Genomic DNA, 25,569 nt, shown 5'->3' on the forward strand with positions numbered 1-25,569 from the left:
TCTCTCCTGAGATCCTAAAACATTATGGGTCATTTTTATTACAGTTACGTTAACATCGTGACTGACCCATTCATTTTCCGCATTTATTGTTCATATTAAAAATAACGCATACTGTTTTTAGTGAATATTATGCGCTATTTTTCGTGTCACGTTAGTGAGCTAAAATACGAATTTGGCTACATCCTCCACCAATACTTTCTACAGCAATACGTGTACCAATGCGCTCAACTAGCGTTGTAACATGTGAAATTACGCCAATCTGACGGCCTTCTGCTTGTAGCGCATCAAGGCACGAAAGTGCTTGTTCTAAGCTATCGGGATCAAGCGTACCAAATCCTTCATCAATAAATAATGTACCTAAACGGCGCGTATCAGCACACAACGACGCTAATGCCAGTGCCAGTGCTAATGAGAACAAGAATGTTTCCCCCCCTGATAACGATTCAACCGCGCGCACTTCATCCCCCATATCATGATCGATAACCTGCAATGATAAGGTGCTGTCGGGAACTTGCATCAGTTCGTAACGTGGTGCTAAAGCGTGCAAATGTTCATTTGCAGCTAATAGCAGATGTTCAAGTGTCAGCCCTTGTGCAAAAGTGCGAAATTTATTACCGCTTGCTGATCCAATAAGTTCATTGAGCTGTAACCAACGTTCTGTTTTAACTTGTTGTTCAATAATACGTTGCTGCAAATCACCGGCTCGTTCTCTGGCCTCTTTATCCTGATGTAGTGTTGTTTTCAGCGTAAATAACTGATCACGATACTGCTGTAATTGCTGCTGCACATGCGAAAAAAGTGTTGTTGGCTCAGTTTTTTCAGCAGTCGCCCATTCGACCAAGATACTCTTCGCGTGTTCTGCCCGTGGTTGTAATGCTAAGTGTTGTGCCTGCCGCTCATGTAAACGGGTCATCGCACTATTATAAGCTTTTTCATATGCTTGCAGCTCTGCACGCTCGCGCGATATCCATGAGGTATCATGTGCTAACCACGCTAATAATGTTGGTTCTGTGCATGCATACTGCTGTAGGTGTTGTTGCCATGTGGTGGCTGATTGTTGAAACAACGCTCTTGCGTGCTGTTGTTGCTCTTGCAGTGTATGCAGTGTTGCATTGTCTGCGGCCTCTTTTTGCTGTAATAACTGGTACTGTTGTTGAAGTTGTTGATACTGTTTTTCTGCTTCGCTACATGCCGTTTTAGCCTGTAGTTCAATCACTGCCAGTGGGCGGCTACCGAGCAGTTGAGATCGCGCAATTTTATGCTGCTGATATTGCTGCTGAAGTTGTGCTTTTTGCTGTTGCAGCTCACGATATTGCTGTTGCTGCTGCTGAATGACGGCAGCAAATTCTGCACATTGAGGCTCAAGTTCACGTAAACTTCCCAGTAATTGCTCTTGCTGATTTTTTTGTTGGATATACTGCTCGGCTTGCTGCTGTAACATGTGCAATTGTTGCTGGGCATGTGGCTGAGTTATCCAGCTCAACCACTGTGTATGGCCAAACTGTTCATTGATACTAGTAGCACGCAGTTGTTGCTGCTGTTGTTCATGTGCAATTTTTTCATCTAGATGATTTTTTTGATCACGTCGTTGCGCTATCTCTTGCTGCAAACGTGCGAGTGTTTGCTGCTCTTTGCTCAGTTGTAGACTTAATTGCAAACGCTGCTGTTGTTGTTGCTCTTGCTTTTGCTGGGCACTTTGCAAACGCCGCAATTGCAGTTCACGCTCTTGTATTTGCTTTTTCAGATGAAGCTGATGCAGCTCAAGCGCCTGATTCCACACAGCGACCACCTGTGTACGCTCAAAATCAGCCCATGCAAGTGCAATATCAGGTTCAATAATGTTTTGCATCGTATCGTACAGTTCACAACGATACTCTTTTTGTTGGATCTGCCATTGTGCAAGTTGGCGCTGTTGCTGAGGATATTGCAGTGCGTTTTGTTGCAGCCAGTGGCGCAGGGTTTGCTGCTCAGTTTCGGTTTTGCGCAGTTGCGTTTCTAACTCGCGTAGGCGTTGTTGCTGTAATGACAATAAACTCTCTATTTGTGGTACAGCAGTCTGATAAGGGTGTTCAGTTGCGCCGCACAACGGGCAGGGTTGACCACTTTTAAGCTGTGGACGAAATGCATCTAACTCTACGGTCGCGCGCGTCTGTTCAAGCGAATATTGTGCTTCATGATATTGGGCACGCAGTCGTATACACTGTTGTTCATACTCAGCGATGCTCTGCTCGGTTTCCGCAATTTTCTGCTGATTATCATGCTGTTTTTGCTGCTCACCGATAATAGACTGGTTAAGATACAGCCAGTGCTCACTGCGATTGCGAATATGCTGTAATAACTCAATCTGTTTTTGGTCGACATTCTGCTGTAAAGTAAGCTGTTGTTGCTCTTGATACCAAAGGTTGCACGTTTGTTCATCAGGCGCATGACCGAGTGCTGTGATTTGTTGTTCACTGTTGCCAATACGTTCTATTTGTTGTTGCAAAGCTTGTTGTTGTACCGGTTGCGCTTCATTAAGAGCTTGTGCGCTGTTTTGCCACTGAACAATGTGGTGATAACTATGTCGGTATTGCTCAAGCATGTTAGTCAGCGGTTTATATTGGGCTGCAATAGTGGCAACAGTATGCAAACCTTGTAATACATCATCAATACGAGTGAGTGCTCGCTTTCTTTCTGAGAGTTGACGCGACAGGCCATCAAACTGATGCTGACCGTTATCTATCTGCTGTTGTTGATCCCGTTCAGTATGCTGTAGACCCTGCTGACGATCGGCAATGTCTGCCATTTGCAACTCAAGTGTAGCCCCTGTTTTTAGTTGTGGCTCTAGTACTTCCCACTGTGTGCGTGCTTGTGTACAACGAAACTCAGCATCTTGTATACGCTGGTTTATGTCTGATAGTGATTGCTTACTTTTATTAATGTATCTCTGTTGTTCTACACACTGTTCAGCCACCCGTTGTTGCTGACGATCTGTTTCATGTAACCGCTGTAATGAGACACGGGCAGGCTGAATACGCTCAACATCCTGCAAATAAGCAATGCGCGGCGCAAGGCTCTCTTGTTGTGCTTGCTGGCTATCGGCATACTGTTGCGCCTGTTGTAATGCCGTTTGCAACTCCTCTTGCTGTCGGAGTAAATTCTGCTGCTCGCGAATCTGCTCACTGCGTGTTTCTGCTGTAAGAAGTTGCTGCTCTAATTGTGTATACTGTTGCTGCAATGCTTGTTTTTCAGGCTCACTCAGTAAGGCGACATCACCTAACTGTGCAGTAAGTTGAGTAAGTACTTGCTCCTCCTCTTTAGCGCGTGCATAGGCCTGTTGTGATAGACGCGAGTAAATTTCCCCTCCCGTCATTCGCTCAAGTAGTGCGGCACGCTCATCAATACCGGCCTTTAAGAATGCGGCAAAATCCCCTTGTGGTAACAACACGGCCCGCTGGAACTGATCTAGCGTCAACCCCAACAGGGTTTCAATGCGCGCCAGCACTTCGGTTTTTTTACCCGCATAGCGAGTTTGATCATGCAAATTTTCCAGCCACATTTCACTTTGCTGCAAGCGGCCCTCTGCGCGATTACGCGCCCGGCGAACACGCCAATGAGCGCGATAGATAACTCCCTCTTCAGTACTAAAATCTACCTCAGCAAAGCCTTCAGTTGCCCCACGCCGTAAAATATTGCGCACATCATTGGCGGCAATACGGTTCGGATCATCTTCCCGCCCAATTTGAGGGTCATTTTTTCGGTTACTTTGTAAGCGTGGAACACGGTCATACAGCGCCAGACAGATAGCATCGAGCAAGGTACTTTTTCCTGCCCCCGTGTTGCCAGTGATGGCAAACAGCCCTGCATCCCCCAAAATGCCTTGAGCAAAATCAATGCTGAACGCTTGCTGTAGGCTGGCTAAGTTCTCTCCGCGTAAGGCGATAATTTTCATGATTTTGCCCTCTCTTCGCCCTGTTCAAGCTCTTCAGTATGCGCCAACAACTCATTAAAAGCCTGCTGCAAGGCCGGTTCAGGGTCTCCGGCAAAACGGCGCTGATAGCAAAGGCGAAACGCCTCTTCGGGTTTGAGTTCAGCCAGTGTCTGGCGTGGCAATATCCCCTGTGTTTTTGGCGGATAGGTCACACTGATTTTTGCCAAACGTACGGCCTTTCCTGTCAACACGGCTGCAATTTTTTCACGCAGCATGGCAATCGGTTTATCCAGTAAAACCTGAACCTCAAGGAAAGGCTGCTGTGCCCGCGGTAAAGGCTCAGTATGTAACTGCTCAAGCTGTGACAATACTTCACTTAGCGGCAGTGGTTTTCCCGGTAAGCGCAGCATGTCGCAATAACGTGGTACATACAGCGGTGTAACCTGCAATAACGTTGCGCCAGCGAACTCACACAGCAGAACTTGGTGCCGATAATTGTGCTCAGCCAGTGACAACGGCAGCGGCGAACCGCTGTAGCGAATATGCTCGGTACCCGCCACGCGCTGCGCCATGTGCAGGTGTCCGAGCGCCACATAACTGAGTGTTGAGGGAAAAATATCTGCCGGTAGTGCATGCTGATTACCCCCTAGCACACGGCGCTCCGACATCTCCGATAATTGCCCTGCCGCCATATACGCATGCCCCATTCCTATTAGTGGGATAGGTGCAAGACCACGCTGAGTCTCTGCCGCCGCGACTGCCGAGCGATACACTGCCCGTACGCCTGATAACAACCGATCTTCGGTATCTTCCGTTCCGCGCAAATCAGCACTGCGCAAAAAGGGCACCGCCAGCACAGTGCCACACACTTGACCTTCGGCATCAAGTAACGGAATTTGCAGGCGTTCGGTTTCCAGCTCACCGTGCTGATCACGGCTGATTGCGCCGATTAAATGCAGGTTAAAAGCGCGCAGCAGCTCATGCGGCGCATCTAATTTACTGGGTGAGTCATGATTTCCACCAATCATCACCACATTTAAATGCGGCATCTGGCGGGTAATGTGTGCCAAAAAACGGTACAACATTTGCCATGCGGATGCCGGCGGATTTGCCGAATCAAACAGATCGCCAGCCACCAGCAATACATCAGCCTGCTCACGCAACAGTGTAGCCTGTAGCCAATCTAAAAATGCCTGATGCTCGGCACTGCGATCATACCCGTGTAGATGGTGTCCTAAGTGCCAGTCGGCGGTATGCACTATTTTTAATCGTTTTTCAGTCATATTGATCCACTTCGTTACACACAGGAAAACAGATAATTACTACGCATTGTGCCGGATAAGACGACAAGATAAAGCCTGATCCGTTATTATTGTGCGCATTACTCTCTCTTCCCACGGAAAGTCTTATGCTCTGGTTTAAAAATCTCATGGTCTACCGCTTTAGCCGCGATATCAGCTTGCAAACAGAAACGCTAGAAAAACAGTTGGCTGATTTTGCGTTTACTCCGTGTGGCAGTCAGGATATGGCCAAATTCGGTTGGGTTTCTCCTCTTGGCCGTAATGCTGATGCCTTTGTGCATGCCACGCAGGGGCAAATTTTGCTCTGCGCGCGCAAAGAAGAGAAGATGCTGCCCGCAACGGTCATCAAAGAAGCGGTCTCTGCAAAAGTGGCACGCCTTGAAGCAGAGCAGCAGCGCAAATTGAAAAAAACCGAGAAAGACAGCATTAAAGATGAAGTGCTGCAAACCCTTCTGCCGCGTGCCTTCACCAAAAGTAGCCAAACCCTCGCTTGGATTGATACGACACAGGGCTTGATCATGATTGACGCCGCTTCAGCAAAGCGGGCAGAAGATCTGCTGGCTCTGCTGCGTAAATCACTCGGCAGCCTGCCGGTACTGCCATTAAATATACAAAAGCCAATTGAGCTGACCTTAACCGAATGGGTGCGCAGTGGTGATGTACCAGCCAGTTTTAACCTGCTTGAAGAGGCAGAGCTTAAATCTATTTTAGAAGATGGCGGGGTGATCCGCTGTAAACAGCAAGAATTGGTGTGTGATGAGATCATCGCGCACATTGAAGCGAAAAAAATGGTCACCAAGCTGGCACTTGATTGGCAAGATCGCATCAGTTTTATGCTGTGCGATGATGGCTCATTAAAACGTCTGAAATTTGCCGATGCTCTGCGCGAGCAAAATGATGATATTGATCGTGAAGATACCGCCCAGCGTTTTGATGCCGATTTTTCACTGATGTGTGGCGAAGTGGCCGCTATGCTGCAACAGCTGGTTGCAGCATTAGGCGGTTTTGCCGAGAAAGCGTAACCCCGATCACACTCTTGCCGCAGGCCGTGCTAGAATGCGCGCGCTGCGGCAACTGCATGCCGTAAAACCGTTCCCAATCAGGTTGGGCACGACTGATTTGTTATCAGATATCTAAAGAGACCACCATGTTTAAACCCGAACTTTTGTCGCCCGCCGGCAGCCTGAAAAATATGCGTTATGCCTTTGCCTATGGTGCAGATGCCGTGTATGCCGGACAGCCACGTTACAGCCTGCGTGTGCGTAACAATGAATTCAACCATGAAAACCTGCAAATCGGCATTAATGAAGCCCACGCGCAAGGCAAAAAATTCTACGTTGTCGTCAACATTGCCCCGCATAACTCAAAATTAAAAACATTTTTGCGGGATCTCAAACCGGTTGTTGATATGCAGCCTGATGCATTGATCATGTCAGATCCAGGCCTGATCATGATGGTACGTGAAGCCTTCCCTGAAATTGATATTCATCTTTCAGTACAGGCCAATGCTGTAAACTGGGCGACCGTAAAATTCTGGAAAAGCATGGGGTTAACGCGAGTCATTTTATCACGCGAGTTATCACTCGATGAGATAGAAGAGATCCGCCAGAATGTACCGGATATGGAGCTAGAGATCTTCGTACACGGCGCACTGTGCATGGCTTATTCTGGCCGCTGCCTGCTTTCAGGCTACATCAACAAACGTGATCCCAACCAAGGCACCTGCACCAATGCCTGCCGCTGGGAGTACAAAATGCACGAAGGCAAAGAAGACGACACCGGCAATATTGTGCATAAACAAGAGCCGATTGCCGTCCAAACGATCGATCCGGCTACTGAACTGGCCAGTGAACCCACGCTTGGCGCAGGCGCACCGACCGATAAGATGTATCTGATCGAAGAGGCCCAGCGTCCGGGAGAATATATGAGCGCGTTCGAAGATGAACACGGCACATATATGATGAACTCTAAAGATCTACGGGCCATTCAGCATGTTGAACGCCTGACACAAATGGGCGTGCACTCACTGAAAATTGAAGGGCGCACCAAATCGTTTTACTACTGCGCTCGCACCGCACAGGTATACCGCAAAGCCATTGATGATGCGGCAGCCGGAAAACCGTTTGATAAAACACTGATGGATACCCTTGAATCACTGGCGCACCGCGGCTACACCGAAGGCTTTTTACGCCGCCACGTGCACGATGAGTACCAGAACTATGAGTACGGCTACTCGGTATCAGACAAACAGCAATTTGTTGGTGAGTTTACCGGTGAGCGTAAAGACGGATTGGCCGCGGTTGCAGTAAAAAATAAATTTTTGGTCGGTGACAGCGTTGAGCTAATGACACCAAATGGTAACATTAATTTTACCATTGAAATGATGCACAACAAGAAAGGCCAGCCTATTGATACTGCGCCGGGTGATGGCCACACCGTTTATTTACCCGTTCCGGCCGACCTTGATTTAAGCTATGCACTGCTGATGCGAAACTTAGGTGGCAGTAATACCCGTAACCCGCACACCGCTTAATCTGGCGTTAAAAAAACCTGTATCCACAGGCTAGAAATAGCGTTAACTGACAGATAAAACCTGATAACAGAGCAATACTGTGCTGGAAAACCCAGTGCAGTGTTGCTGTTTACAATAACTATTTTCTTTTCTTGCTCTCTTTTTTATCCTTGATTTAATTAAACTTTATCTTCAATCGCCTTCTCTTTTCCTTGATTAAAATCTTCCTTTCACTCTCTTTTCGCACAATGAATCTCTTATTTTCTATCTCTGATTGCTCGCCCTCTTCTTTCTATCACTTTTCTTTTTCCTGCTTCCCTTATCTATTATCCAGAGCTTTTTATCGGATCACATGTTGCGATATATCCAGCATTTGTACAGCATTGTAAACACCACACTATATTTGCGATACACATCATTTTTTTCACAAAAAAAGCGGTAAAAACCTGCCCATGACATTGCAGTGAATGTGCAATGTCACACCGATCAATATCACAAATTAATTAACATTTTTTAAACATATTTATCTAAGTGAAAATACTTCGATTATGTTTAGTGTCAGAGGCCAATTTTCCTTTTTTGCGCCTTTAACCCGAGTGCAGATCACTCTGACTCGGCGGATATGGCAACTCAGGGATGTCACAACTATGTCGAATAAGAACTTCCTCACTCCCGCACTCAATTTGAGTGCGCTGAGTGTCGCTTGCATGATGGCATTTTCAGCGCAAGCCGCTACGGTAGACTGTACCGGATTACCTACATGGAATAGCACCAGTGCCTATGGTGGTGCGAGCAAAGTACAACTGCAAAATAAAGCCTATCAGGCAAACTGGTGGAACCAAAACATGTCACCGGATAAGTATTCCAATGCTTATCAAGAGTGGAAACTGCTTGGTGATTGCGCCACCACCGCCCCTGTTGTCAATACGCCACCGAGTGTTAGCCTGACCGCTCCGGCCAATAACGCCAGTGTAAAAGTCGGCGATACCGTCACACTCAGCGCAACAGCCAGTGATAAAGACGGTACAGTTGCCAAAGTTGAGTTTTATATTGATGGCGTAAAAACCGCTACCAGCACTGCAGCCCCGTATAGCTATGCTTGGGTGGCCACCGCCGGTACGCATACATTATTGGCTAAAGCCTATGATGATAAAGGTGCAACCACTGACAGCAGCGTCAGCATTACCGCAACAGCGACCACACCACCAGTCACCAGTAACCAAGCGCCGACAATCACCCTTGATACACCTGCCAGCGCATCAGCAGGCCAAAGCGTGACCCTAACGGCCACAGCAAAAGATAGCGATGGCAGTGTTGCCAAAGTGGAGTTTTTTGTCGATAACGTTTCTGTCGGCAGCAGCACCAGCGCACCTTATCAAGCCGTTTGGAAAACCACTGATGGCTCGCATATCCTTGTTGCAAAAGCCACCGATGATAAAGGCGCGGTGAGCACATCAAGCAGCATAACGTTTGTTGTTGGCACAACTGCTGGCACATCACAAGATCAGTGCCGCCCAGAGGGTTTATATAAAACCCCAGGTGTCGCCGTGCCTTATTGTACTGTGTACGATAAAGAGGGCCGTGAAGTGATGGGAGCTGACCACCCACGCCGTATCATTGGCTATTTCACCTCATGGCGCACCGGTGGCAATGGCCAACCGGCTTATCTGGCCAAAGATATTCCGTGGGATAAAATCACTCACATTAACTATGCCTTTGCGCATATCGGCCCAGACTTTAAAGTGTCAGTGGGCAATGAAGCTGATCCGGCCAACGCTGCAACTGGTCTGCAATGGCCGGGCGTGGCAGGGGCAGATATGGACCCGAGCCTGCCTTACAAAGGCCACTTCAACCTGCTGAATAAATTCAAAAAGCAGTATCCGAATGTCAAAACACTGATCTCTATCGGTGGCTGGGCAGAAACCGGTGGCTATTTTGATGACAACGGTAAGCGTGTTGCCTCCGGTGGTTTCTACACCATGACCACCAACCCTGACGGCAGCACCAATACCGCAGCCATTCAGACCTTTGCTAAATCAGCGGTCGATTTTATCCGTAAATACGGTTTTAACGGCGTTGATATCGATTACGAATATGCCACATCCATGACAGGTGCCGGTAATCCAGATGACTTTGCCGTCTCTGATAAACTGCGCCCATACCTGATGAAGTCTTATTCTGTCTTGATGAAAACCCTGCGCGAAGAGCTCGATAAAGCCGGTGCTGCTGATAAAAAGCACTACATGCTGACCGTTGCCGCGCCATCATCGGGCTATATGCTACGGGGTATGGAGACCTATCAGGTTACTCAATATCTCGATTACATCAACGTGATGTCTTATGACTTGCATGGCTCATGGAACAACTACGTTGGCCACAATGCCGCGCTGTATGATACCGGTAAAGATGGTGAACTGGCCGCATGGAACATGTATGGCACAGCACAATACGGTGGCTTAGGCTATCTGAATACTGACTGGGCAGCACACTACTTCCGCGGCTCAATGCCAGCAGGCCGTATTAACATCGGTGTACCTTACTATACCCGTGGATGGCAAAACGTAACCGGCGGTGATAACGGTTTGTGGGGTAGTGCTGCCCTGCCAAACCAATCTCAGTGCCCATCAGGGACTGGCGGCGATCCGAAAAATCAGTGTGGTAACGGTGCTGTGGGTATCGATAACCTCTGGTACGATGTGGATGTTAAAGGCAAAGAGATGGCCGGTGGCGGCAACCCAATGTGGCATGCCATGAACCTTGAGAAAGGGATATTGCCAAGCTATATCCAATCATACGGTTTAGATCCAGCCAATGATCCGCAAGACAAACTGACCGGTAAATATGTGCGTTACTATGACAGCGTAGCAGTTGCGCCGTGGTTGTGGAACGCCGATAAGAAAGTCTTTATCTCTACCGAAGATGAGCAATCAATCAAAACCAAAGCGGGCTATGTGGCCAACCAAGGTTTGGGTGGGGTAATGATCTGGGAGATGGCCGGTGACTATGCATGGTATCCGAACCGTAACGGGGGTGAGTATTACATCGGTAATACCATGACCAATGCACTGTACGATACACTGAAAAATGCCCCAGCCTATGGCAATAAACTTGCTGATCGCGCGATGCCAGCAAAAGCGGTAGATATCGCCGTCACCATTGATGGCTTTAAAGTGGGTGATCAAAACTACCCAATCAACCCGAAAGTTCACTTTAAAAACAACACCAGTAGCGATATTCCAGGCGGTACAGAGTTCCAGTTTGATATTCCAACTTCAGCACCGGCTAACGCCGCTGACCAATCAGGTGCAGGGCTGAAAGTGATTCAAACGGGCCACACGGGTAATAACATCGGCGGTCTGAAAGGTAATTTCCACCGTGTGGCATTTACCTTGCCAAATTGGAAAACACTGGCCAAAGGTGAGACTTATGATCTAGATCTGGTCTACTACCTGCCAATTTCAGGCCCTGCTAACTATACGGTAAAAATTAGCGGTACTGAGTATGCCTTTAGTGGTGAATACCCTAGCCTGCCGTTAGCTGACTTGAGCAGCACAGGCGGTGCGACCGGTGGTGGCAGCACTGGAGGAACGGGCGGTGCGGTATCTGATAGCTGCACCAGCAAAAATATTGATGCCAGCAAAGTCAAAGTGTATCCAAACTGGACACAAAATGGTTTTGCAACCGGTGGTGACCAAATGGCGAATCTGAACAAGGTGTATAAAGCCAACTGGTGGACAAACTCGGTTCCGGGCAGTGACACTAGCTGGACCTTTGTATGTAGCTATTAATTAATAGATAGCACGTTTAATTAATGGATAACACGTTGATTTGATATCAATCACCATGATAACAATCGTATTAATACGAACCGCGTAAATAGTCATTCCATGACTTTCAAGTTCGTTGAAATAAAAAAGGCATCTGTAAAGATGCCTTTTCTTTTACTCTTTTCGTTCTGCTTGTGCTTTGGCTGTTTATCCCACCCACGTATTTTGCTTTGCTTTTATTGCGCAGCAATACAGCAGTTCCCTATTTATTACTCTTTTGGGTCTTCAAACCCAAGCAGCAGAGTAAAGAGGAAGCCGGCCAATACCGTTACTGCCATTCCTGCAAAATAGAGCAGAACTTTACCCGGTACAATGGTTACTGCCAGCGGCACGCCGGATAATCCAAAGGTAATCACGGTAGAGACTTTCCAGTAACAGACCAGCGCACCACCGATTGCCCCGCCCAGACATGCTGCAATAAACGGGCGACCAAGCGGCAGAGTAACACCAAAAATCAACGGTTCGCCAATCCCCAAGATCCCGACCGGCAATGCGCCTTTGGTCATGGTTTTTAAGCGGGTATTTTTGGTTTTTATCAGTACTGCAATCGCCGCACCCACCTGCCCCATGCCCGCCATAGCAAGAATTGGCAGCAGAGGGTTAGAGCCATATTTTTGCAGCAACTCAACATGAATCGGCACAAGACCCTGATGTAACCCTGAAAGAACCAGCGGCAGGAATGTACCCGATAAAATAGCACCAACCAGTAAACCACCTTTATCAATGGCAAGGCTTGCACCGTGGGCAATCAGGTCTGAAATATAACCGCCCAACGGTTGCAGCAGGACTATCGCCAGACTTGCCGTAATTAACGTAGTCAGTAATGGGTTAAGTATCAGCTCTAATGATTCCGGCAGCCGCTGGCGCAGTTGTTTTTCCACCCAGCACATAAAAGCAACCACCAGCAGCACGGCAATAACACCGCCGCGCCCCGGTTGCAGATGCTCACCAAACAGTTCAACTTGAGCCAGACCTGGGTGGGTTAAAATCCCCGCCATTACCCCGCCCATGGCCATTGAGCCGCCGAATACCCGCGCAGCATTGACACCGACCAAGATACTCATAATGGAGAAAACGGCATTACCAAAAATACCGAGTAGCGCCAGAATATTCGGGTATTGCTCAATCAGATTACCGGCAATATCAGGGCGCTTAAGCACGTTGATAATACCGAGGATCATCCCTGAGGCAATAAAGGCCGGAATAATCGGGATAAACACATTCCCCAGCATTTTCAGCGCGCCGCTCATCGGGGCTTTGTATTTCTCTTTGGCGGCATTTTTATTGCTGCTTACCGTATCAGTAGGGGCTTGCGCAGGGGCACCGGTTAGCAAGGCTTTCATCGCATCAACCACTTTCGCTGCCGCACCCGGCCCGATAATAAATTGATGCTGCTCACCTTGTTTGAGATAACCTTTCACTCCTGGCAGCATTTTCAGTGCTGCAACATCTAGCACCGAATCATCGTGAACTTCAATCCGAACCCGTGTCATGCAGTTTTCTAATTTACTGATATTGGCCTCACCGCCAATACCCGCCAGCAGTTGTGCTGCCAGTGAAGAGAGATTACTCATAGTGTCATCCTGCCTATCTTGTTATTATTTTAACGCTTGGCGCAAGTATCCGTGGGTCTGCTGTAAACGGGCGATAGCCGCTTCAGCACTCAGCCCGGTCAGGTGCATTAAAATGGCCGGCTTCACTTCATTCTCAGTTTGCTGCAATAACGCCTCGGCCTCGGTACGGGTTGCACCAGACGCTTCCATCACAATACGGCAGGCTCTATCCACCAATTTTTCATTTGTGGCTTTCACATCCACCATCAGGTTTTGATAGGCTTTACCCAACTTGACCATGGCGCCAGTCGTCAGCATATTCAGCACTAGCTTTTGTGCGGTACCGGCTTTCATGCGGGTTGAACCCGTCAATGCTTCTGGACCCACAACCGGCGAAATTGCGATATCAGCGGCATCTGCAATCAGCGAATCAGGGTTGCATGAGACCGCAGCGGTGGTGCAACCAGTAGCGCGTGCATAAGCTAACCCACCCAGTACATACGGGGTTCGGCCTGAAGCAGCAATGCCGACTACCACATCTTTTGCTGTCAGTTGTAAATTGCGCAGGTCATCAGCGCCCAGTTGCGCGTCATCTTCTGCTCCTTCAACCGCTTTGAGAATGGCGCTTTCGCCCCCCGCAATCAGGCCAATCACCATACCGTGCGGTACGCCATAGGTTGGTGGGCACTCAGAGGCATCAAGGATCCCCAAACGGCCACTGGTACCGGCCCCCATATAAATCAGGCGGCCGCCCTGCTGAAATGCCGCAGTAATCACATCAACAGCACGGGCAATAGCTGGCAGCTCTTGTTTTACCGCCAAAGGCACACGCTGATCTTCTTCATTGAAACGCTGTAACATCTCAACCGTTGGCAGAGTATCTAAATCCATTGTATTGCTGTTACGGCTTTCTGAGACTAAACGACCTAGATTCATATGTGACTCGCTTAAATATTTAATTACTTCGTTAAACAAATAATGGAATAATATATTCCAAGAAACAAATTATTGTTGGAATAATGAGCGTTTAATCACAAACTATCTGTCGCCAGATCAAACAGATAAAATAAAAAGCATAAAAATCATTATGTTATAGGATGCAGAGCATATCAGTGTTTATCTATGCCAGAACCTCTGCCAACGTAATAACGGCTTTTCTCATTTTCTGGTACAAGGTATAAAAGTACCGAGCGGATAAAAATAAGGACCTTTGGATGAGCTGCCTGCTAAAACTGCAACAACTGTTGAATACGCTGTCGCATAGCGAGCAAAAACTGGCACTTTTTCTGCAAAGTCATCCAGATAAAGCGCGGGATATGTCTTCACAAGCACTGGCTAAAGCTGCAAATGTCAGCCAATCAAGTGTCGTTAAGTTTGCCCAAAAATTGGGCTACCGTGGATTTACCGAACTGCGTTTAGCACTGGGAGAAGCGGTGGTACTGCAACAGCAGCAGAGTCACGGTGTTACACTTCATCACCAAATCCGCAGTGATGACACGCTACCGATTGTAGGCGAAAAGCTGATTGCCGAAAGTATTCGTACACTGCAAGCCACATTACAGCTAAACCCCGAATTGGCGCTGGATCATGCAGTAAATATGTTGACTGGCGCTAAACGGATTTTACTGTGTGGTATTGGCTCATCGGCGCTGGTGGCAAAAGATTTCAGCTATAAATTACTGAAAATTGGCATAACTGCGCTAACAGAAACCGATCCCCACGTGCAACTGACCATTGCTCAAACCTTGTCACCCGACGATTTGCTGTTGGCGATCTCTTTTTCTGGTAGCCGACGTGAAGTCAATGGTGTAGTCCAAGAGGCGCTTAAACAAGGCACTCCGGTACTAGCACTCACCGGCTACCAACCTAATGCGCTACACCCGCTGGCCACACACTGCCTGTATACCGTTGCGGATGAAGTGGCAGTGCGCAGTTCGGCCATGTTTTCACGTACCGCACAACTGGCCATGACCGATCTGCTGTTTATGGGGCTAGTACAGCGTGATGTGGGCAATGCACGCCACCGGATTTTATACAGTGAAGAGCTGGTGAAAAAATTGGTGTGATATCTGCAGACAGGTATAATTAATGTTTATGTGTATAGTGTAGTCAGCATGATTGAGTCAATCCGGCAGCCAATAAGCACAAAAGTACACCACAAACTTGAAAAATAGCGGAACAACTATGGCACTGCTGATAACTGATAAATGCATCAATTGCGATATGTGTGAGCCTGAATGCCCTAACAAAGCTATCGCAATGGGTGAGCTGATTTATGAGATAGATCCTAACCTCTGTACTGAATGTGTTGGCCACTATGAAACACCAACTTGTATAAAGGTCTGTCCAATTGATTGTATTATTGTGCACCCTGAACATACTGAAACAAATGAACAGTTATGGGAAAAATTTACGCTACTACACCACGCTGATAAACTATAATAATAAATAAAAAAATCAGTACGTTATCAGCTTTTCCACTACACTGTCATATATAACACATGTGCTATGAGAAAGATAAAAAAAGCGGGCATAATCTGCCCGCTTTTTATTTTATCTGCATATCATCAGCGTATATCGCCAATATATCAGGCTTTCGCTTTTACGCCATGCTGACGCCACCACTCGGCCAGCAACACGCCAGTCGCAACTGAAACGTTCAGGCTTTCAACATGGCCAGTACCCGGAATGGATAATGCCAGATCACCTTGCGCCTGAGTATCAGCACTGATACCTGAACGCTCCTCACCAAAGACAATCACCACTTTAGCCGGCAACTCAGTGCTAAACACTGACTGCCCTTGGTGGCTTGAGGTTGTCACAATGGTATAACCGGCGCGACGCAACTGATCCAAACCCGCAGCAAAATCTTCGGTATTGATTGGTTGCAGGTATTCAGCGCCGCCTTCAGCAGTACGTACTGCCGCACCAGATTCCAGCATACCGGCATTGCGCATAACAACACCATCAACACCAAAGTGTGCGCAAGAGCGCATGATACCGCCCAGATTGTGTGGATTACCCACATCTTCAAGTGCCAATAGGCAATCTGATTCACGCGGCTGTACCAAATAATCAGTCAGGCTCAGTGGCTCACGCTTTTTAATCAGCAGACACACTCCACCATGATGATCACTTCCCGCAACCTTGTTCAGCTCTTGATCATCAACCAGATGATAGGCTTTACGGTTTTGTGCCATCCAGCGCAGTGTATCGCTAAAACGTGTGGTGGCCTGCTGGGTAAACCAGCCGCGCACGATAGCTTCAGGGCGTTTTGCAAATAGCATCTGGCAAGCATTTTCACCGTAGATACGGGTCTCTTCCGCACGCTGACGACGAATTTGCTCCATATCGATATCGTTGTGCATCGGGATGCCAGACAGATCAAGATCAATACCAAAATCGCTTGGTACTGTACGGAACTCGGTCTCTGTTGCTGCCGCTTCGCGCTTGAGGCTCAGTGTTTTATCACCACGCGGACGTGATTCACGTACTGGGCGAGCACTCTGCTCTTGGCGCACGAAACGAACCTGACCATCAGCTCCCTCTTCACGGTTAAAGCGTGGCTTTTCGCTGCTGCGTGCCGAATCATTGGAGCGAGCCTGACGATCATGCTGGCTACCACGCTCAAAACGCGGCTTATCACCGGCATACGGCTTACGCTCGCTATCACGCTCAGTGCGTGGGCGATCGCTACGACGATCATCGTTGAAACGCGGTTTATCACCGGCATACGGCTTACGCTCGCCATCACGCTCGGTGCGCGGGCGATCGCTACGACGATCATCGTTGAAACGCGGTTTGCGGTCACCGTCGCGCTCAAATCGTGGTTTGTCACCGGCGTATGGCTTGCGGTCGCCGTCGCGCTCAAATCGTGGTTTGTCACCGGCGTATGGCTTGCGGTCGCCGTCGCGCTCAAAGCGTGGTTTGTCACCGGCGTATGGTTTGCGGTCACCGTCGCGCTCAAAGCGTGGTTTGTCACCGGCGTATGGCTTGCGGTCACCGTCGCGCTCAAAGCGTGGTTTGTCTCCGGCATATGGCTTGCGGTCACCGTCACGCTCAAAGCGTGGTTTGTCACCGGCGTATGGCTTGCGGTCAGCATACGGCTTACGATCACCGTCATTGCGCGGACGATCATTACGGCGATCATCATTAAAACGTGGCTTACGCTCGCCATCACGTTCAAAGCGAGGTTTATCAGTTTGCGATCCACGGTTACCGTACGGGTTTTCGTAACCTGAATCATTTGGGTTTGAACGCGGTTTGCGATCGTCAGTCATCAGTGCTTCTCCAAAAAATGAGGCCGCGCAGCTTACCGGCCCTTCCCTTTGGCAGCAAGCAACAAATTATTCGGCACAGTGTAGCACCGATCACAGTAAAAGAGGTTATCTATCCACGTTATTCTCTATCATATTCATAGGTAAAATCATGTCGTCTTTTACGCTATGCTCCCTTATAGTAAGAAAAAACAACTGCATACAATATGTGCAACTTATCGCATTTTAATGAGGGAATCATGAATACTGTCTGTCCGGCCTGCCAAGCTAAAAATCGCGTACCTGAAGAGCGTTTGAATGATGGTGCTAAATGTGGCCGCTGTAATCATGAACTGTTTGATGGTGCAGTCATTAATGCCAGTGAAACCACCTTTGATGCACTGATTAGTGATGATGTTCCGGTCGTGGTCGATTTTTGGGCGCCGTGGTGTGGGCCATGCCAAAATTTTGCCCCTATTTTTAGTGATGTCGCCAAAGAGCGGGCAACATCAGTGCGTTTCGTTAAAGTAGATACTGAAAGTGCCCCGCAACTGAGTGCGCGTTTTCGTATTCGCAGTATCCCTACATTAATGGTTTTTAAGCAGGGTAAAATGGTTGAAATGCTTAGTGGTGCGCTGCCAAAAGCACAGTTTAATGCATGGTTGGATCAAGCCCTGCAAAAATAACGCAATCCCCATTAAGGTGCTGCATTTGCGGTAATAACGGAACGGTCTACAATAACCCATGCTTTTTTATCTGGGTTACTTATGTTACCGAATGCTGTTCTTACTCTGCGTGAAGCACGCTTAGCACACTCAACGCGGCCATTTCTAGCAAGGGGATGCCGCGTTGTTCGTTGCCAACGCTGTTTATTGGCTGTATCACACTGTTTATGCGCGCATATTCAACCAGTATCAGCAAACAGCCAGTTTTGTCTGATAATGTATGATACTGAGCCGCTAAAACCGAGCAACACCGGCCGTTTAATTGCCGACATTTTGCCCGATACGCAGGCCTTTTTGTGGTCACGTACCGAGATTAATCCAGCACTGTTGGCGCTGCTGCAAGACCCAACATTGCAACCGTATATCATCTTCCCAGAGAGCTATGCCGCGCCCGAGCGTGTGGTGCATGATCTGCTGACATCAACACCCAACCCGCTTACACCGCCAAATCCAGCAGTAACTCTGCGCCCTTTTGCCACTAAACCGCTGTTTATTATGCTGGATGGAACCTGGACTGAAGCACGGAAAATGTTCCGTAAAAGCCCTTATCTGGATCAGTTTCCAGTATTGCCACTGCGCCCAACCTCACAATCAGAATACCAATTACGTGAGGCCAGTACTGATGAGCAACTGTGTACCGCTGAAGTGGCAGCTCAACTGCTGCTAATGGCCAACGATCAGCAAGCGGCACAAGCACTCGATACACTCTTTGTTCGCTTCAAACAGCACTATCTGGCCGGAAAATTTAATCGCCGGATCGATTCGATCACAGCGACAACAGAACGCTGATGCTTTTTGCACACAAAGCCACCAAGATAACCTAATCTCAAAATGTACAGCCTTACGGATGAGGGTCAACATGAGTCAACAAGGTTTACATGCGCTGTTGCGCCCGCAATCTATTGCTGTTATTGGCGCATCAACCCGTGCCGGCCGAGCCGGATTTCTGATGATGCGCAACTTACTTGAAGGTGGTTTTAACGGGCCAATTTTGCCGGTAACACCCCGCTATCAGGCAGTCAGCGGGGTATTGGCGTATGCCTGTATTGCCGATTTACCGTTGATCCCCGATCTGGCGGTTATTTGCACCCACGCACGGCACAACCTCAGTTTACTCGAACAGTTAGGTGAAAAGGGCTGTAAAGCAGTACTGCTACTGTCGGGGGATAGCCGCGATTATTCAGCATTACGGCAACAAGCGTTGCGCTATAACATGCGCCTGCTTGGGCCAAACAGCTTAGGTATTCTTGCCCCATGGCAAGGGCTAAATGCCAGTTTCTCTCCGATTCCTGCCCGCACAGGAAAATTGGCGTTTATCTCGCAATCAACGGCAGTCGCCACCACGATCCTCGACTGGGCACGCCCACAAGATATCGGTTTTTCCTATTTTATTGCCCTGGGCGATAGCCTTGATGTCGATCTTGATGATCTGCTCGACTATCTCGCCCGCGATAGCAAAACCTCCGCCATCTTGCTGTATCTTGAAGAGCTGCAAGATGCCAGACGCTTCTTATCGGCGGCACGTGCTGCATCACGCAATAAACCCATTTTGGTGGTAAAAAGTGGCCGTACACCTCAATCCCGCCAATTGCTTGGCTCATCAGGATTAGACAGTGTCTATGATGCCGCATTTGCTCGTGCAGGTCTGCTGCGTGTACAAGATACCCACGAACTGTTTGCCGCAGTAGAAACTCTGCACCATACCCTGACAGTGAAAGGGGAACGGCTGTTTATTCTCAGCAATGGCGCAGCCCCTGCAGCCATGGCGGTAGATGAGCTGCTTAGCAGAGGCGGTAAACTGGCACAATTAACAGAAACCGAACAGCAAGCGCTGGAAGCGGCACTGCAGTTGCCAGCCGGAAACCCGCTAAATTTACGTGATGATGCCACCCCAGATCGCTACCTAAAAGCACTGGATATGCTTCTTTCCAGCCCCCAGTGTGACGGGATCTTGCTGTTATATGCACCCAGTGCTATTGCACCCGTTACCCATACAGCCGAGCAGATCACCCAACTGCTGCAACAACACCCACAAGGGCGGCACAAAGATATCCTCACTACATGGTCAGGTGAGCAAATTTCACAGCGCGCGCGCCAGCATTTTACCGAACACGGAATTCCCACCTACCGGACCATTGAAGGCGCTATCGCCGCATTTATGCACCGCGTCTCTTACCGGCGTAACCAAAAACAGTTAATGGAAACCCCCATATCTCTGGCCGGTTTACCGATAGATACCACTCTTGCCCATCAGCTATTACACAATGCACTAGAACAACAGCACTATCAGCTAGACACCTATCAGGCACAGCCTATTTTACACGCTTACAACCTGCATACCCTTAACACACTGATTGCCGCCGACAGTGCTGAAGCCGTACATATTGCAGAACAGATCGGCTATCCGGTGGCCGTAAAATTACGATCGGCTGATATTGCACATAAATCTGATGTGCAGGGCGTCATGCTTAATCTGCGCAACGCCCATGAAGTTCAGCAAGCTGCAGATGCCATTATCGAACGCTGTCAGCAGCACTTTCCGTCTGCCAGCCTGCTTGGTTTAGCGATACAACCGATGGCCCCGCGTACCGGATCGCAAGAGCTGCGCGTCAAAGTCATTCAAGATGCCGTGTTCGGCGCGGTGATTTTACTCGGAGAAGGCGGATCAGAATGGCATATGGAGCACGACGCAGTTGCTGCACTGCCTCCTTTAAATATGACGCTCGCCCGCTATCTGATTGTCAGCGCACTGAAAAGTGGTAAAATCCGCAATCGTAGTCCATTAGATATTCATGCGCTCAGTCGTCTGCTAGTACAGGTCTCTTATCTGATCCTAGACTGCACTGAAATTGAAACTCTTGATATCCACCCGTTACTTGCAACCGGCAGCGATATGACCCTACTCGATGTCACTCTGCAACTGACCGCCCGTCAGCGCGATCCTTATACCCGCTTAGCGATCCGTCCGTACCCTAAAGAGCTCGAAGAGATCACTCACCTGCGCGATGGATCGCTCTGCATGTTACGTCCGATCTTGCCCGAAGATGAACCTCTGCACCGTGAATTTATCAACCAGGTGACCCGAGAAGATCTCTACCGCCGCTACTTCAGTGAAATTGGTGAGTTCAGCCATGAAGATCTAGCACACATGACACAAATAGATTACGACCGAGAAATGGCCTTTGTTGCCGTTCGGCATACCGGCGATACCGCTGAAATTATTGGTGTCGCCCGCGCATTGGCTGATCCAGATAACCTTGATACTGAATTTGCTCTACTGGTACGATCTGATCTCAAAGGGCTGGGGCTCGGGCGCATGTTACTCACCAAATTGGTGAACTATGCCCGCAGTACAGGAGTCAAACTGCTTTCAGGAATAACCATGCCCACCAACCGCGGCATGATCACCCTTGCGCAAAAGCTCGGCTTTAGTATCGATATGCAACTTGAAGAGGGCATTGTCAGCTTACTGCTACCCATTGACGAAAATGCAGGTAAGAACACCCACTAGATCACCCAAGGTTCTCCATGTTTGGCAATTACCAATCAATCCCCTTGCGTGCTTTTAGTCCCGCATTAAAAGCATGCTTTACTGGGCGCATCTCCGTCACTGTATCTGCCATTTCAAGCAAGGTACGGTGGCAGCCGCGTCCGGTAATAATTACCGTTTGTTCTGTCGGGCGCTGTGCTATCGCCTGAACCACCTCATCGAGCGGCAGATAATCATACTGCACCATATAAGTCAGTTCATCGAGTACCACTAAATCCAACGTCGGATCAGCCAACATCCGCAGCGCATGCAACCAAGTTGCTTGTGCTGCCGCCATATCCAGCGCCTTATTTTGTGTCTCCCACGTAAAACCGGTCGCCATCACCTGAAACTCAACCCCAAGCGGTGACAGCAAATTAAGCTCACCGTTATCCCAATTCCCTTTAATAAACTGCACAACCGCCGCTTTTTGCCCATGCCCGACTGCGCGCGCTACCGTTCCCATTGCCGCGGTACTTTTTCCTTTCCCGTTGCCCGTTAAGACCAGTAATAATCCGCGCTCTTCCTGTGCATTAGCAATTTTCGCATCGACCTTCTCTTTCAGCCGTTGCTGCCGTTCCTGATGACGATCTGCCACTGTCATTTGCTCCATAATGAATTACCTTCTGCAACACACTTTGCCATTTTATTCGCGCAACACAACCAAATTCCGGTAAGCTAAACTGTTTTTACTCTTTTTGAATGGAATAACAGCCCGTATGAACAAAACACTGCATCCAGCCTTTACCCTTATGGTTCAGGGAACCACCTCTGATGCCGGTAAAAGCGCCTTTGTCACCGGATTGTGTCGCGTTCTACAACGGCGCGGATTTGCTGTAGCCCCATTCAAATCACAAAACATGGCATTGAACAGCGCCGTCAGCAAAGAAGGGGGCGAAATTGGCCGAGCACAAGCAGTGCAAGCACAAGCCTGCAATATTGAACCCTCTATTCACATGAACCCGGTACTGCTCAAACCCAACACCGATATTGGGGCACAAGTCATTGTGCAGGGCAAAGTATTTGCCAATATGGATGCCATGGTTTATCACCACCACAAACCAGAGTTACTCGGTAAAGTATTGGAGTCATTCCATATCCTGACCAACCAATACGATGCAGTAATCATTGAAGGTGCTGGCAGCCCCGCAGAGATTAATCTGCGAGATCGGGATATTGCCAATATGGGTTTTGCTGAAGAGGCCGATGTCCCGGTTATTATTATTGCCGATATCGACAAAGGCGGTGTCTTTGCCCACCTGTACGGCACACTGGCACTGCTGTCTGAAAGTGAACAACAGCGGGTCAAAGGTTTTATTATTAACCGCTTTCGCGGAGATATCACCCTGCTGCATAGCGGGCTTGACTGGTTAGAACAAAAAACCGGTAAAAAAGTATTTGGTGTACTTCCCTATCTGCACAACCTGCACTTAGAAGCAGAAGATGCCATCAATGCACAACAAAACACCAACGAAACCACACAGCTCAATATTGTTATCCCCGTGCTCACCCGCACCAGTAACCACAACGATTTTGATGCCCTGCGGGCACACCCACAAGTTAATGTACAGTTTGTCGCCCAAGGCCAGCCTTGGCCTGCCGCCGATCTCGTCATTCTACCGGGAACAAAATCAGTGCGCAATGACCTGACCTTTTTGCAACAAAATGGCTGGGATAAAGCCCTTGAAAAACATTTACGGTACGGGGGAAAAGTACTCGGGATCTGTGGCGGTTATCAAATGCTCGGTGAATGGATCCATGATCCTAAAGGTCTTGAAGGCCACGCAGGAAGCAGCAAAGGTCTTGGCCTGCTCCCCGTTAGCACCACATTAGAAACGGAAAAGCAGCTAAAAACCGTACAAGGTACGCTCCATTTACCACAGCAAAACCCTTGTCCGATCACAGGATATGAAATTCATCTGGGTAAAACTGAACATCCAACAAATCATTCTGTCATACACAATGACAATGGTCAGCAAGATGGTTGTATCAGCCAAGACCAACAGATTATCGGCACTTACTGGCACGGTCTATTTGATCATCCAAAAGCCTGCCAACACTGGCTACAATGGGCCGGCTTACATAATGCAGCAACCGTTGATATCTTTGCTTTACATGAAGTTGCGATTAACCGCATTGCCGATGCCATAGAAGAACATATCGATCTCGATGCGTTACTGATCCCTGCACGCCCGCATTAATCATGTAAAAGCGGAAATTATGTTCAAAACATGGTATTTTTAACGGTTCAACGTATTGCTTCGATACCGTGATTATTTAACCAATACATTTTGATGAACTGAGTATTCTTGTGATGCTGTCAAAACTAAAACGCAACAAAAATCAGCAACACCTTGAGCTACTGCCCTGCTTTCCACTACAGGCAGACAGTGTAAACACTCTGTTTAAAACAGATGATTTTCGTACGCGTCTGCTCGATCTTATCGGGCTCGCCAAACAACGTATTTATATCGCGGCCCTGTATCTAGAAAATGATGAGGGCGGTCAGGAAATTTTACACGCACTCTACAGCGCCAAAGCCACAACACCACACTTAGATATCAGAATCTTTGTTGACTGGCATCGCGCCCAGCGCGGGCGTATTGGTGAAAGCGCCTTATCAACCAATGCACAATGGTATACAGATCAGGCTGCGGCACATCCAGACAGTGAAATCCCCATTTATGGCGTTCCGGTGAATACCCGTGAAGCCTTAGGTGTATTGCACCTCAAAGGCTTTGTGATTGATGACACCGTGCTCTACAGCGGAGCCAGCCTGAATAATGTTTATCTGCATAAACAAGATAAATACCGCTACGACCGTTATCATCAAATTCACCACCCAGACCTTGCCAATAGCATGGTCAAATTTATGCAAGACTCACTGATGAATGCCGGTGCGGTACAACGCCTTGATCGCAATGACAAACCGACGACGCAAGAGATCAAAGTTGCCATCAAGCAACTGCGCCATGCTCTTAAAACCGCTACCTACGAAACATACGGCACCTGTAATAACAATGAATGTCTCAGCATTCGCCCGTTGTGTGGGTTGGGAAAACGTAGTCAACTTAATGAAGCGATTCAAGACCTATTAGCGTCAACAGAAGAACAACTGACCATCTGTACCCCTTACTTCAATCTGCCCGCTCCGTTGGTAAAAATTATTCATCGGTTATTACAACTGGGCAAGCGTGTTGAAATTATTATCGGGGATAAAACGGCTAACGATTTTTATCTCTCACCGGAAGAGAAATTCCGAGTGATAGGCGCACTGCCCTATTTATATGAGATAAACCTGCGCCGTTTTATGAGCCGTCTGCAGCGTTTTATTTTAAATGATCAACTCACGATCCGGCTTTGGAAAGATCAAGACAACACCTATCACCTGAAAGGCGTTTGGGTTGATAACCGTTGGCAGTTGCTCACTGGCAACAATTTAAACCCAAGAGCATGGGGATTAGATTTAGAAAACGCACTCTTAATTCATGATCCACAAGCTGAATTACAGACACAGCGTCATACCGAATTGCAGCATATCCGTGAACACACAACACATATCACGCACTATCAGCAGTTACAAACACTCAGTGATTACCCAGAACCGGTCAAAAAACTGATCCGCCGCTTAAGCCGCATGCGTATTGACCGACTCATCAATAAAATTCTGTAACCCCTGTCATACCATTCTGCTGATATTAACTAACCCCGTCTTTACGGGGTTTTTTTATGCGATAAAAACAGAGCCTTAAAAAACGCGCTTGTGGGATACACAAAAAATCCAGCCAAGTTCATGTTGTAACCCAGCCTAAAACGTCCAAAATCCCAAACGCAAAAAGCCCATCCTTTCGGATGGGCTTTCTACTTATTTGATGCCTGGCAGTTCCCTACTCTCGCATGGGGAGACCCCACACTACCATCGGCGCTACGGCGTTTCACTGCTGAGTTCGGCATGG

Annotated in this window: 15 protein-coding genes, 1 rRNA gene and 1 pseudogene; 10 read left to right on the plus strand and 7 right to left on the minus strand. The window is 48.2% G+C overall.

Features of this window, described 5'->3' with window-relative positions:
• Positions 1-151: 151 nt before the first annotated feature.
• Both ACRC53_RS05430 and ACRC53_RS05435 read right to left on the minus strand, forming a co-directional pair.
• A complete protein-coding gene (locus tag ACRC53_RS05430) occupies positions 152-3,931 on the minus strand; it encodes an AAA family ATPase (RefSeq protein WP_438642528.1) in 3,780 nt (1,259 codons plus the stop codon).
• The gene (locus tag ACRC53_RS05435) at positions 3,928-5,193 is read right to left on the minus strand and encodes an exonuclease SbcCD subunit D C-terminal domain-containing protein (RefSeq protein WP_438642529.1); all 1,266 of its coding nucleotides are present in this window, start codon (positions 5,191-5,193) and stop codon (positions 3,928-3,930) included. The genes ACRC53_RS05430 and ACRC53_RS05435 overlap by 4 nt, the downstream gene beginning before the upstream one ends.
• Positions 5,194-5,318: 125 nt before the next feature.
• On the opposite strand from ACRC53_RS05435, the gene rdgC reads away from it, so the two are divergent.
• From rdgC to ACRC53_RS05450, 3 genes are all read left to right on the plus strand, one after another.
• The gene (gene rdgC / locus ACRC53_RS05440; protein ID WP_438642530.1) at positions 5,319-6,233 is read left to right on the plus strand and encodes a recombination-associated protein RdgC; all 915 of its coding nucleotides are present in this window, start codon (positions 5,319-5,321) and stop codon (positions 6,231-6,233) included.
• A 125-nt stretch (positions 6,234-6,358) separates the two neighbouring features.
• Positions 6,359-7,744 carry a prephenate-dependent tRNA uridine(34) hydroxylase TrhP gene (gene trhP / locus ACRC53_RS05445; RefSeq protein WP_438629713.1) on the plus strand — a complete coding sequence of 462 codons (1,386 nt, stop codon included), beginning with the start codon at positions 6,359-6,361 and terminating at the stop codon, positions 7,742-7,744.
• Positions 7,745-8,370: 626 nt separating this feature from the next.
• Positions 8,371-11,511: a chitinase C-terminal domain-containing protein gene (locus tag ACRC53_RS05450; protein ID WP_438642531.1), complete on the plus strand. Its 3,141-nt coding sequence runs from the start codon at positions 8,371-8,373 to the stop codon at positions 11,509-11,511.
• 248 nt (positions 11,512-11,759) lie between these two features.
• Here ACRC53_RS05450 and ACRC53_RS05455 read toward each other — a convergent pair whose 3' ends face one another.
• Together ACRC53_RS05455 and murQ are read right to left on the minus strand one after the other, a co-directional pair.
• Complete coding sequence (locus ACRC53_RS05455) at positions 11,760-13,124, minus strand: PTS transporter subunit EIIC (RefSeq protein ID WP_438642532.1); 1,365 nt, start codon at positions 13,122-13,124, stop codon at positions 11,760-11,762.
• 24 nt (positions 13,125-13,148) lie between these two features.
• Positions 13,149-14,039: an N-acetylmuramic acid 6-phosphate etherase gene (gene murQ, locus ACRC53_RS05460; RefSeq protein WP_438628962.1), complete on the minus strand. Its 891-nt coding sequence runs from the start codon at positions 14,037-14,039 to the stop codon at positions 13,149-13,151.
• 278 nt (positions 14,040-14,317) lie between these two features.
• Between murQ and ACRC53_RS05465 the strand changes: the two genes are divergently transcribed.
• Together ACRC53_RS05465 and ACRC53_RS05470 are read left to right on the plus strand one after the other, a co-directional pair.
• Entirely contained in the window at positions 14,318-15,169 is an 852-nt protein-coding gene (locus tag ACRC53_RS05465; RefSeq protein ID WP_438642533.1) for a MurR/RpiR family transcriptional regulator, read from the plus strand.
• A 118-nt stretch (positions 15,170-15,287) separates the two neighbouring features.
• On the plus strand, positions 15,288-15,545 hold the full coding sequence (locus ACRC53_RS05470; RefSeq protein ID WP_438642534.1) for a YfhL family 4Fe-4S dicluster ferredoxin: 258 nt from the start codon (positions 15,288-15,290) through the stop codon (positions 15,543-15,545).
• A 146-nt stretch (positions 15,546-15,691) separates the two neighbouring features.
• On the opposite strand, the pseudogene ACRC53_RS05475 reads toward ACRC53_RS05470, so the two are convergent.
• Positions 15,692-16,900 (minus strand): annotated as a pseudogene (locus tag ACRC53_RS05475) (tRNA/rRNA methyltransferase); the annotation flags it as partial.
• A 719-nt stretch (positions 16,901-17,619) separates the two neighbouring features.
• Here ACRC53_RS05475 and trxC point away from each other — a divergent pair.
• From trxC to ACRC53_RS05490, 3 genes are all read left to right on the plus strand, one after another.
• Positions 17,620-18,045 (plus strand): thioredoxin TrxC, encoded by a 426-nt coding sequence (gene trxC / locus ACRC53_RS05480; RefSeq protein WP_438642535.1) that lies wholly within the window; start codon positions 17,620-17,622, stop codon positions 18,043-18,045.
• Positions 18,046-18,126: 81 nt separating this feature from the next.
• Complete coding sequence (locus ACRC53_RS05485; RefSeq protein WP_438642536.1) at positions 18,127-18,873, plus strand: tRNA-uridine aminocarboxypropyltransferase; 747 nt, start codon at positions 18,127-18,129, stop codon at positions 18,871-18,873.
• Between the two features lie 70 nt (positions 18,874-18,943).
• Positions 18,944-21,595 carry a bifunctional acetate--CoA ligase family protein/GNAT family N-acetyltransferase gene (locus tag ACRC53_RS05490; RefSeq protein WP_438642537.1) on the plus strand — a complete coding sequence of 884 codons (2,652 nt, stop codon included), beginning with the start codon at positions 18,944-18,946 and terminating at the stop codon, positions 21,593-21,595.
• Positions 21,596-21,623: 28 nt separating this feature from the next.
• Here the strand turns inward: ACRC53_RS05490 and cobO are convergent, their stop codons facing one another.
• Complete coding sequence (gene cobO, locus ACRC53_RS05495) at positions 21,624-22,217, minus strand: cob(I)yrinic acid a,c-diamide adenosyltransferase (RefSeq protein WP_438622451.1); 594 nt, start codon at positions 22,215-22,217, stop codon at positions 21,624-21,626.
• A 115-nt stretch (positions 22,218-22,332) separates the two neighbouring features.
• Between cobO and ACRC53_RS05500 the strand changes: the two genes are divergently transcribed.
• Together ACRC53_RS05500 and pssA are read left to right on the plus strand one after the other, a co-directional pair.
• Positions 22,333-23,814, plus strand: a complete 1,482-nt coding sequence (locus ACRC53_RS05500) for a cobyric acid synthase (protein WP_438642538.1) — start codon at positions 22,333-22,335, stop codon at positions 23,812-23,814.
• 113 nt (positions 23,815-23,927) lie between these two features.
• On the plus strand, positions 23,928-25,286 hold the full coding sequence (gene pssA, locus ACRC53_RS05505; RefSeq protein ID WP_438640356.1) for a CDP-diacylglycerol--serine O-phosphatidyltransferase: 1,359 nt from the start codon (positions 23,928-23,930) through the stop codon (positions 25,284-25,286).
• Between the two features lie 201 nt (positions 25,287-25,487).
• Here pssA and rrf read toward each other — a convergent pair.
• Positions 25,488-25,569: ribosomal RNA gene (gene rrf / locus ACRC53_RS05510) — 5S ribosomal RNA — on the minus strand; the annotation flags it as partial.

The sequence above is a fragment of the Plesiomonas sp. genome (genome assembly GCF_051652165.1).
Taxonomy (GTDB): domain Bacteria; phylum Pseudomonadota; class Gammaproteobacteria; order Enterobacterales; family CAMTGL01; genus Plesiomonas.

Bases quoted from the DNA above. Each gene is read 5' to 3' on its own strand.
- ACRC53_RS05455 (WP_438642532.1), bottom strand. From the start codon at position 13,124: ATGAGTAATCTCTCTTCACTGGCAGCACAACTGCTGGCGGGTATTGGC.
- ACRC53_RS05500 (WP_438642538.1), top strand. From the start codon at position 22,333: ATGAACAAAACACTGCATCCAGCCTTTACCCTTATGGTTCAGGGAACC.
- trhP (WP_438629713.1), top strand. From the start codon at position 6,359: ATGTTTAAACCCGAACTTTTGTCGCCCGCCGGCAGCCTGAAAAATATG.
- ACRC53_RS05490 (WP_438642537.1), top strand. From the start codon at position 18,944: ATGAGTCAACAAGGTTTACATGCGCTGTTGCGCCCGCAATCTATTGCT.
- cobO (WP_438622451.1), bottom strand. From the start codon at position 22,217: ATGACAGTGGCAGATCGTCATCAGGAACGGCAGCAACGGCTGAAAGAG.
- trxC (WP_438642535.1), top strand. From the start codon at position 17,620: ATGAATACTGTCTGTCCGGCCTGCCAAGCTAAAAATCGCGTACCTGAA.
- ACRC53_RS05450 (WP_438642531.1), top strand. From the start codon at position 8,371: ATGTCGAATAAGAACTTCCTCACTCCCGCACTCAATTTGAGTGCGCTG.
- ACRC53_RS05485 (WP_438642536.1), top strand. From the start codon at position 18,127: ATGTTACCGAATGCTGTTCTTACTCTGCGTGAAGCACGCTTAGCACAC.
- murQ (WP_438628962.1), bottom strand. From the start codon at position 14,039: ATGAATCTAGGTCGTTTAGTCTCAGAAAGCCGTAACAGCAATACAATG.
- ACRC53_RS05435 (WP_438642529.1), bottom strand. From the start codon at position 5,193: ATGACTGAAAAACGATTAAAAATAGTGCATACCGCCGACTGGCACTTA.
- ACRC53_RS05465 (WP_438642533.1), top strand. From the start codon at position 14,318: ATGAGCTGCCTGCTAAAACTGCAACAACTGTTGAATACGCTGTCGCAT.
- pssA (WP_438640356.1), top strand. From the start codon at position 23,928: ATGCTGTCAAAACTAAAACGCAACAAAAATCAGCAACACCTTGAGCTA.
- ACRC53_RS05470 (WP_438642534.1), top strand. From the start codon at position 15,288: ATGGCACTGCTGATAACTGATAAATGCATCAATTGCGATATGTGTGAG.
- ACRC53_RS05430 (WP_438642528.1), bottom strand. From the start codon at position 3,931: ATGAAAATTATCGCCTTACGCGGAGAGAACTTAGCCAGCCTACAGCAA.
- rdgC (WP_438642530.1), top strand. From the start codon at position 5,319: ATGCTCTGGTTTAAAAATCTCATGGTCTACCGCTTTAGCCGCGATATC.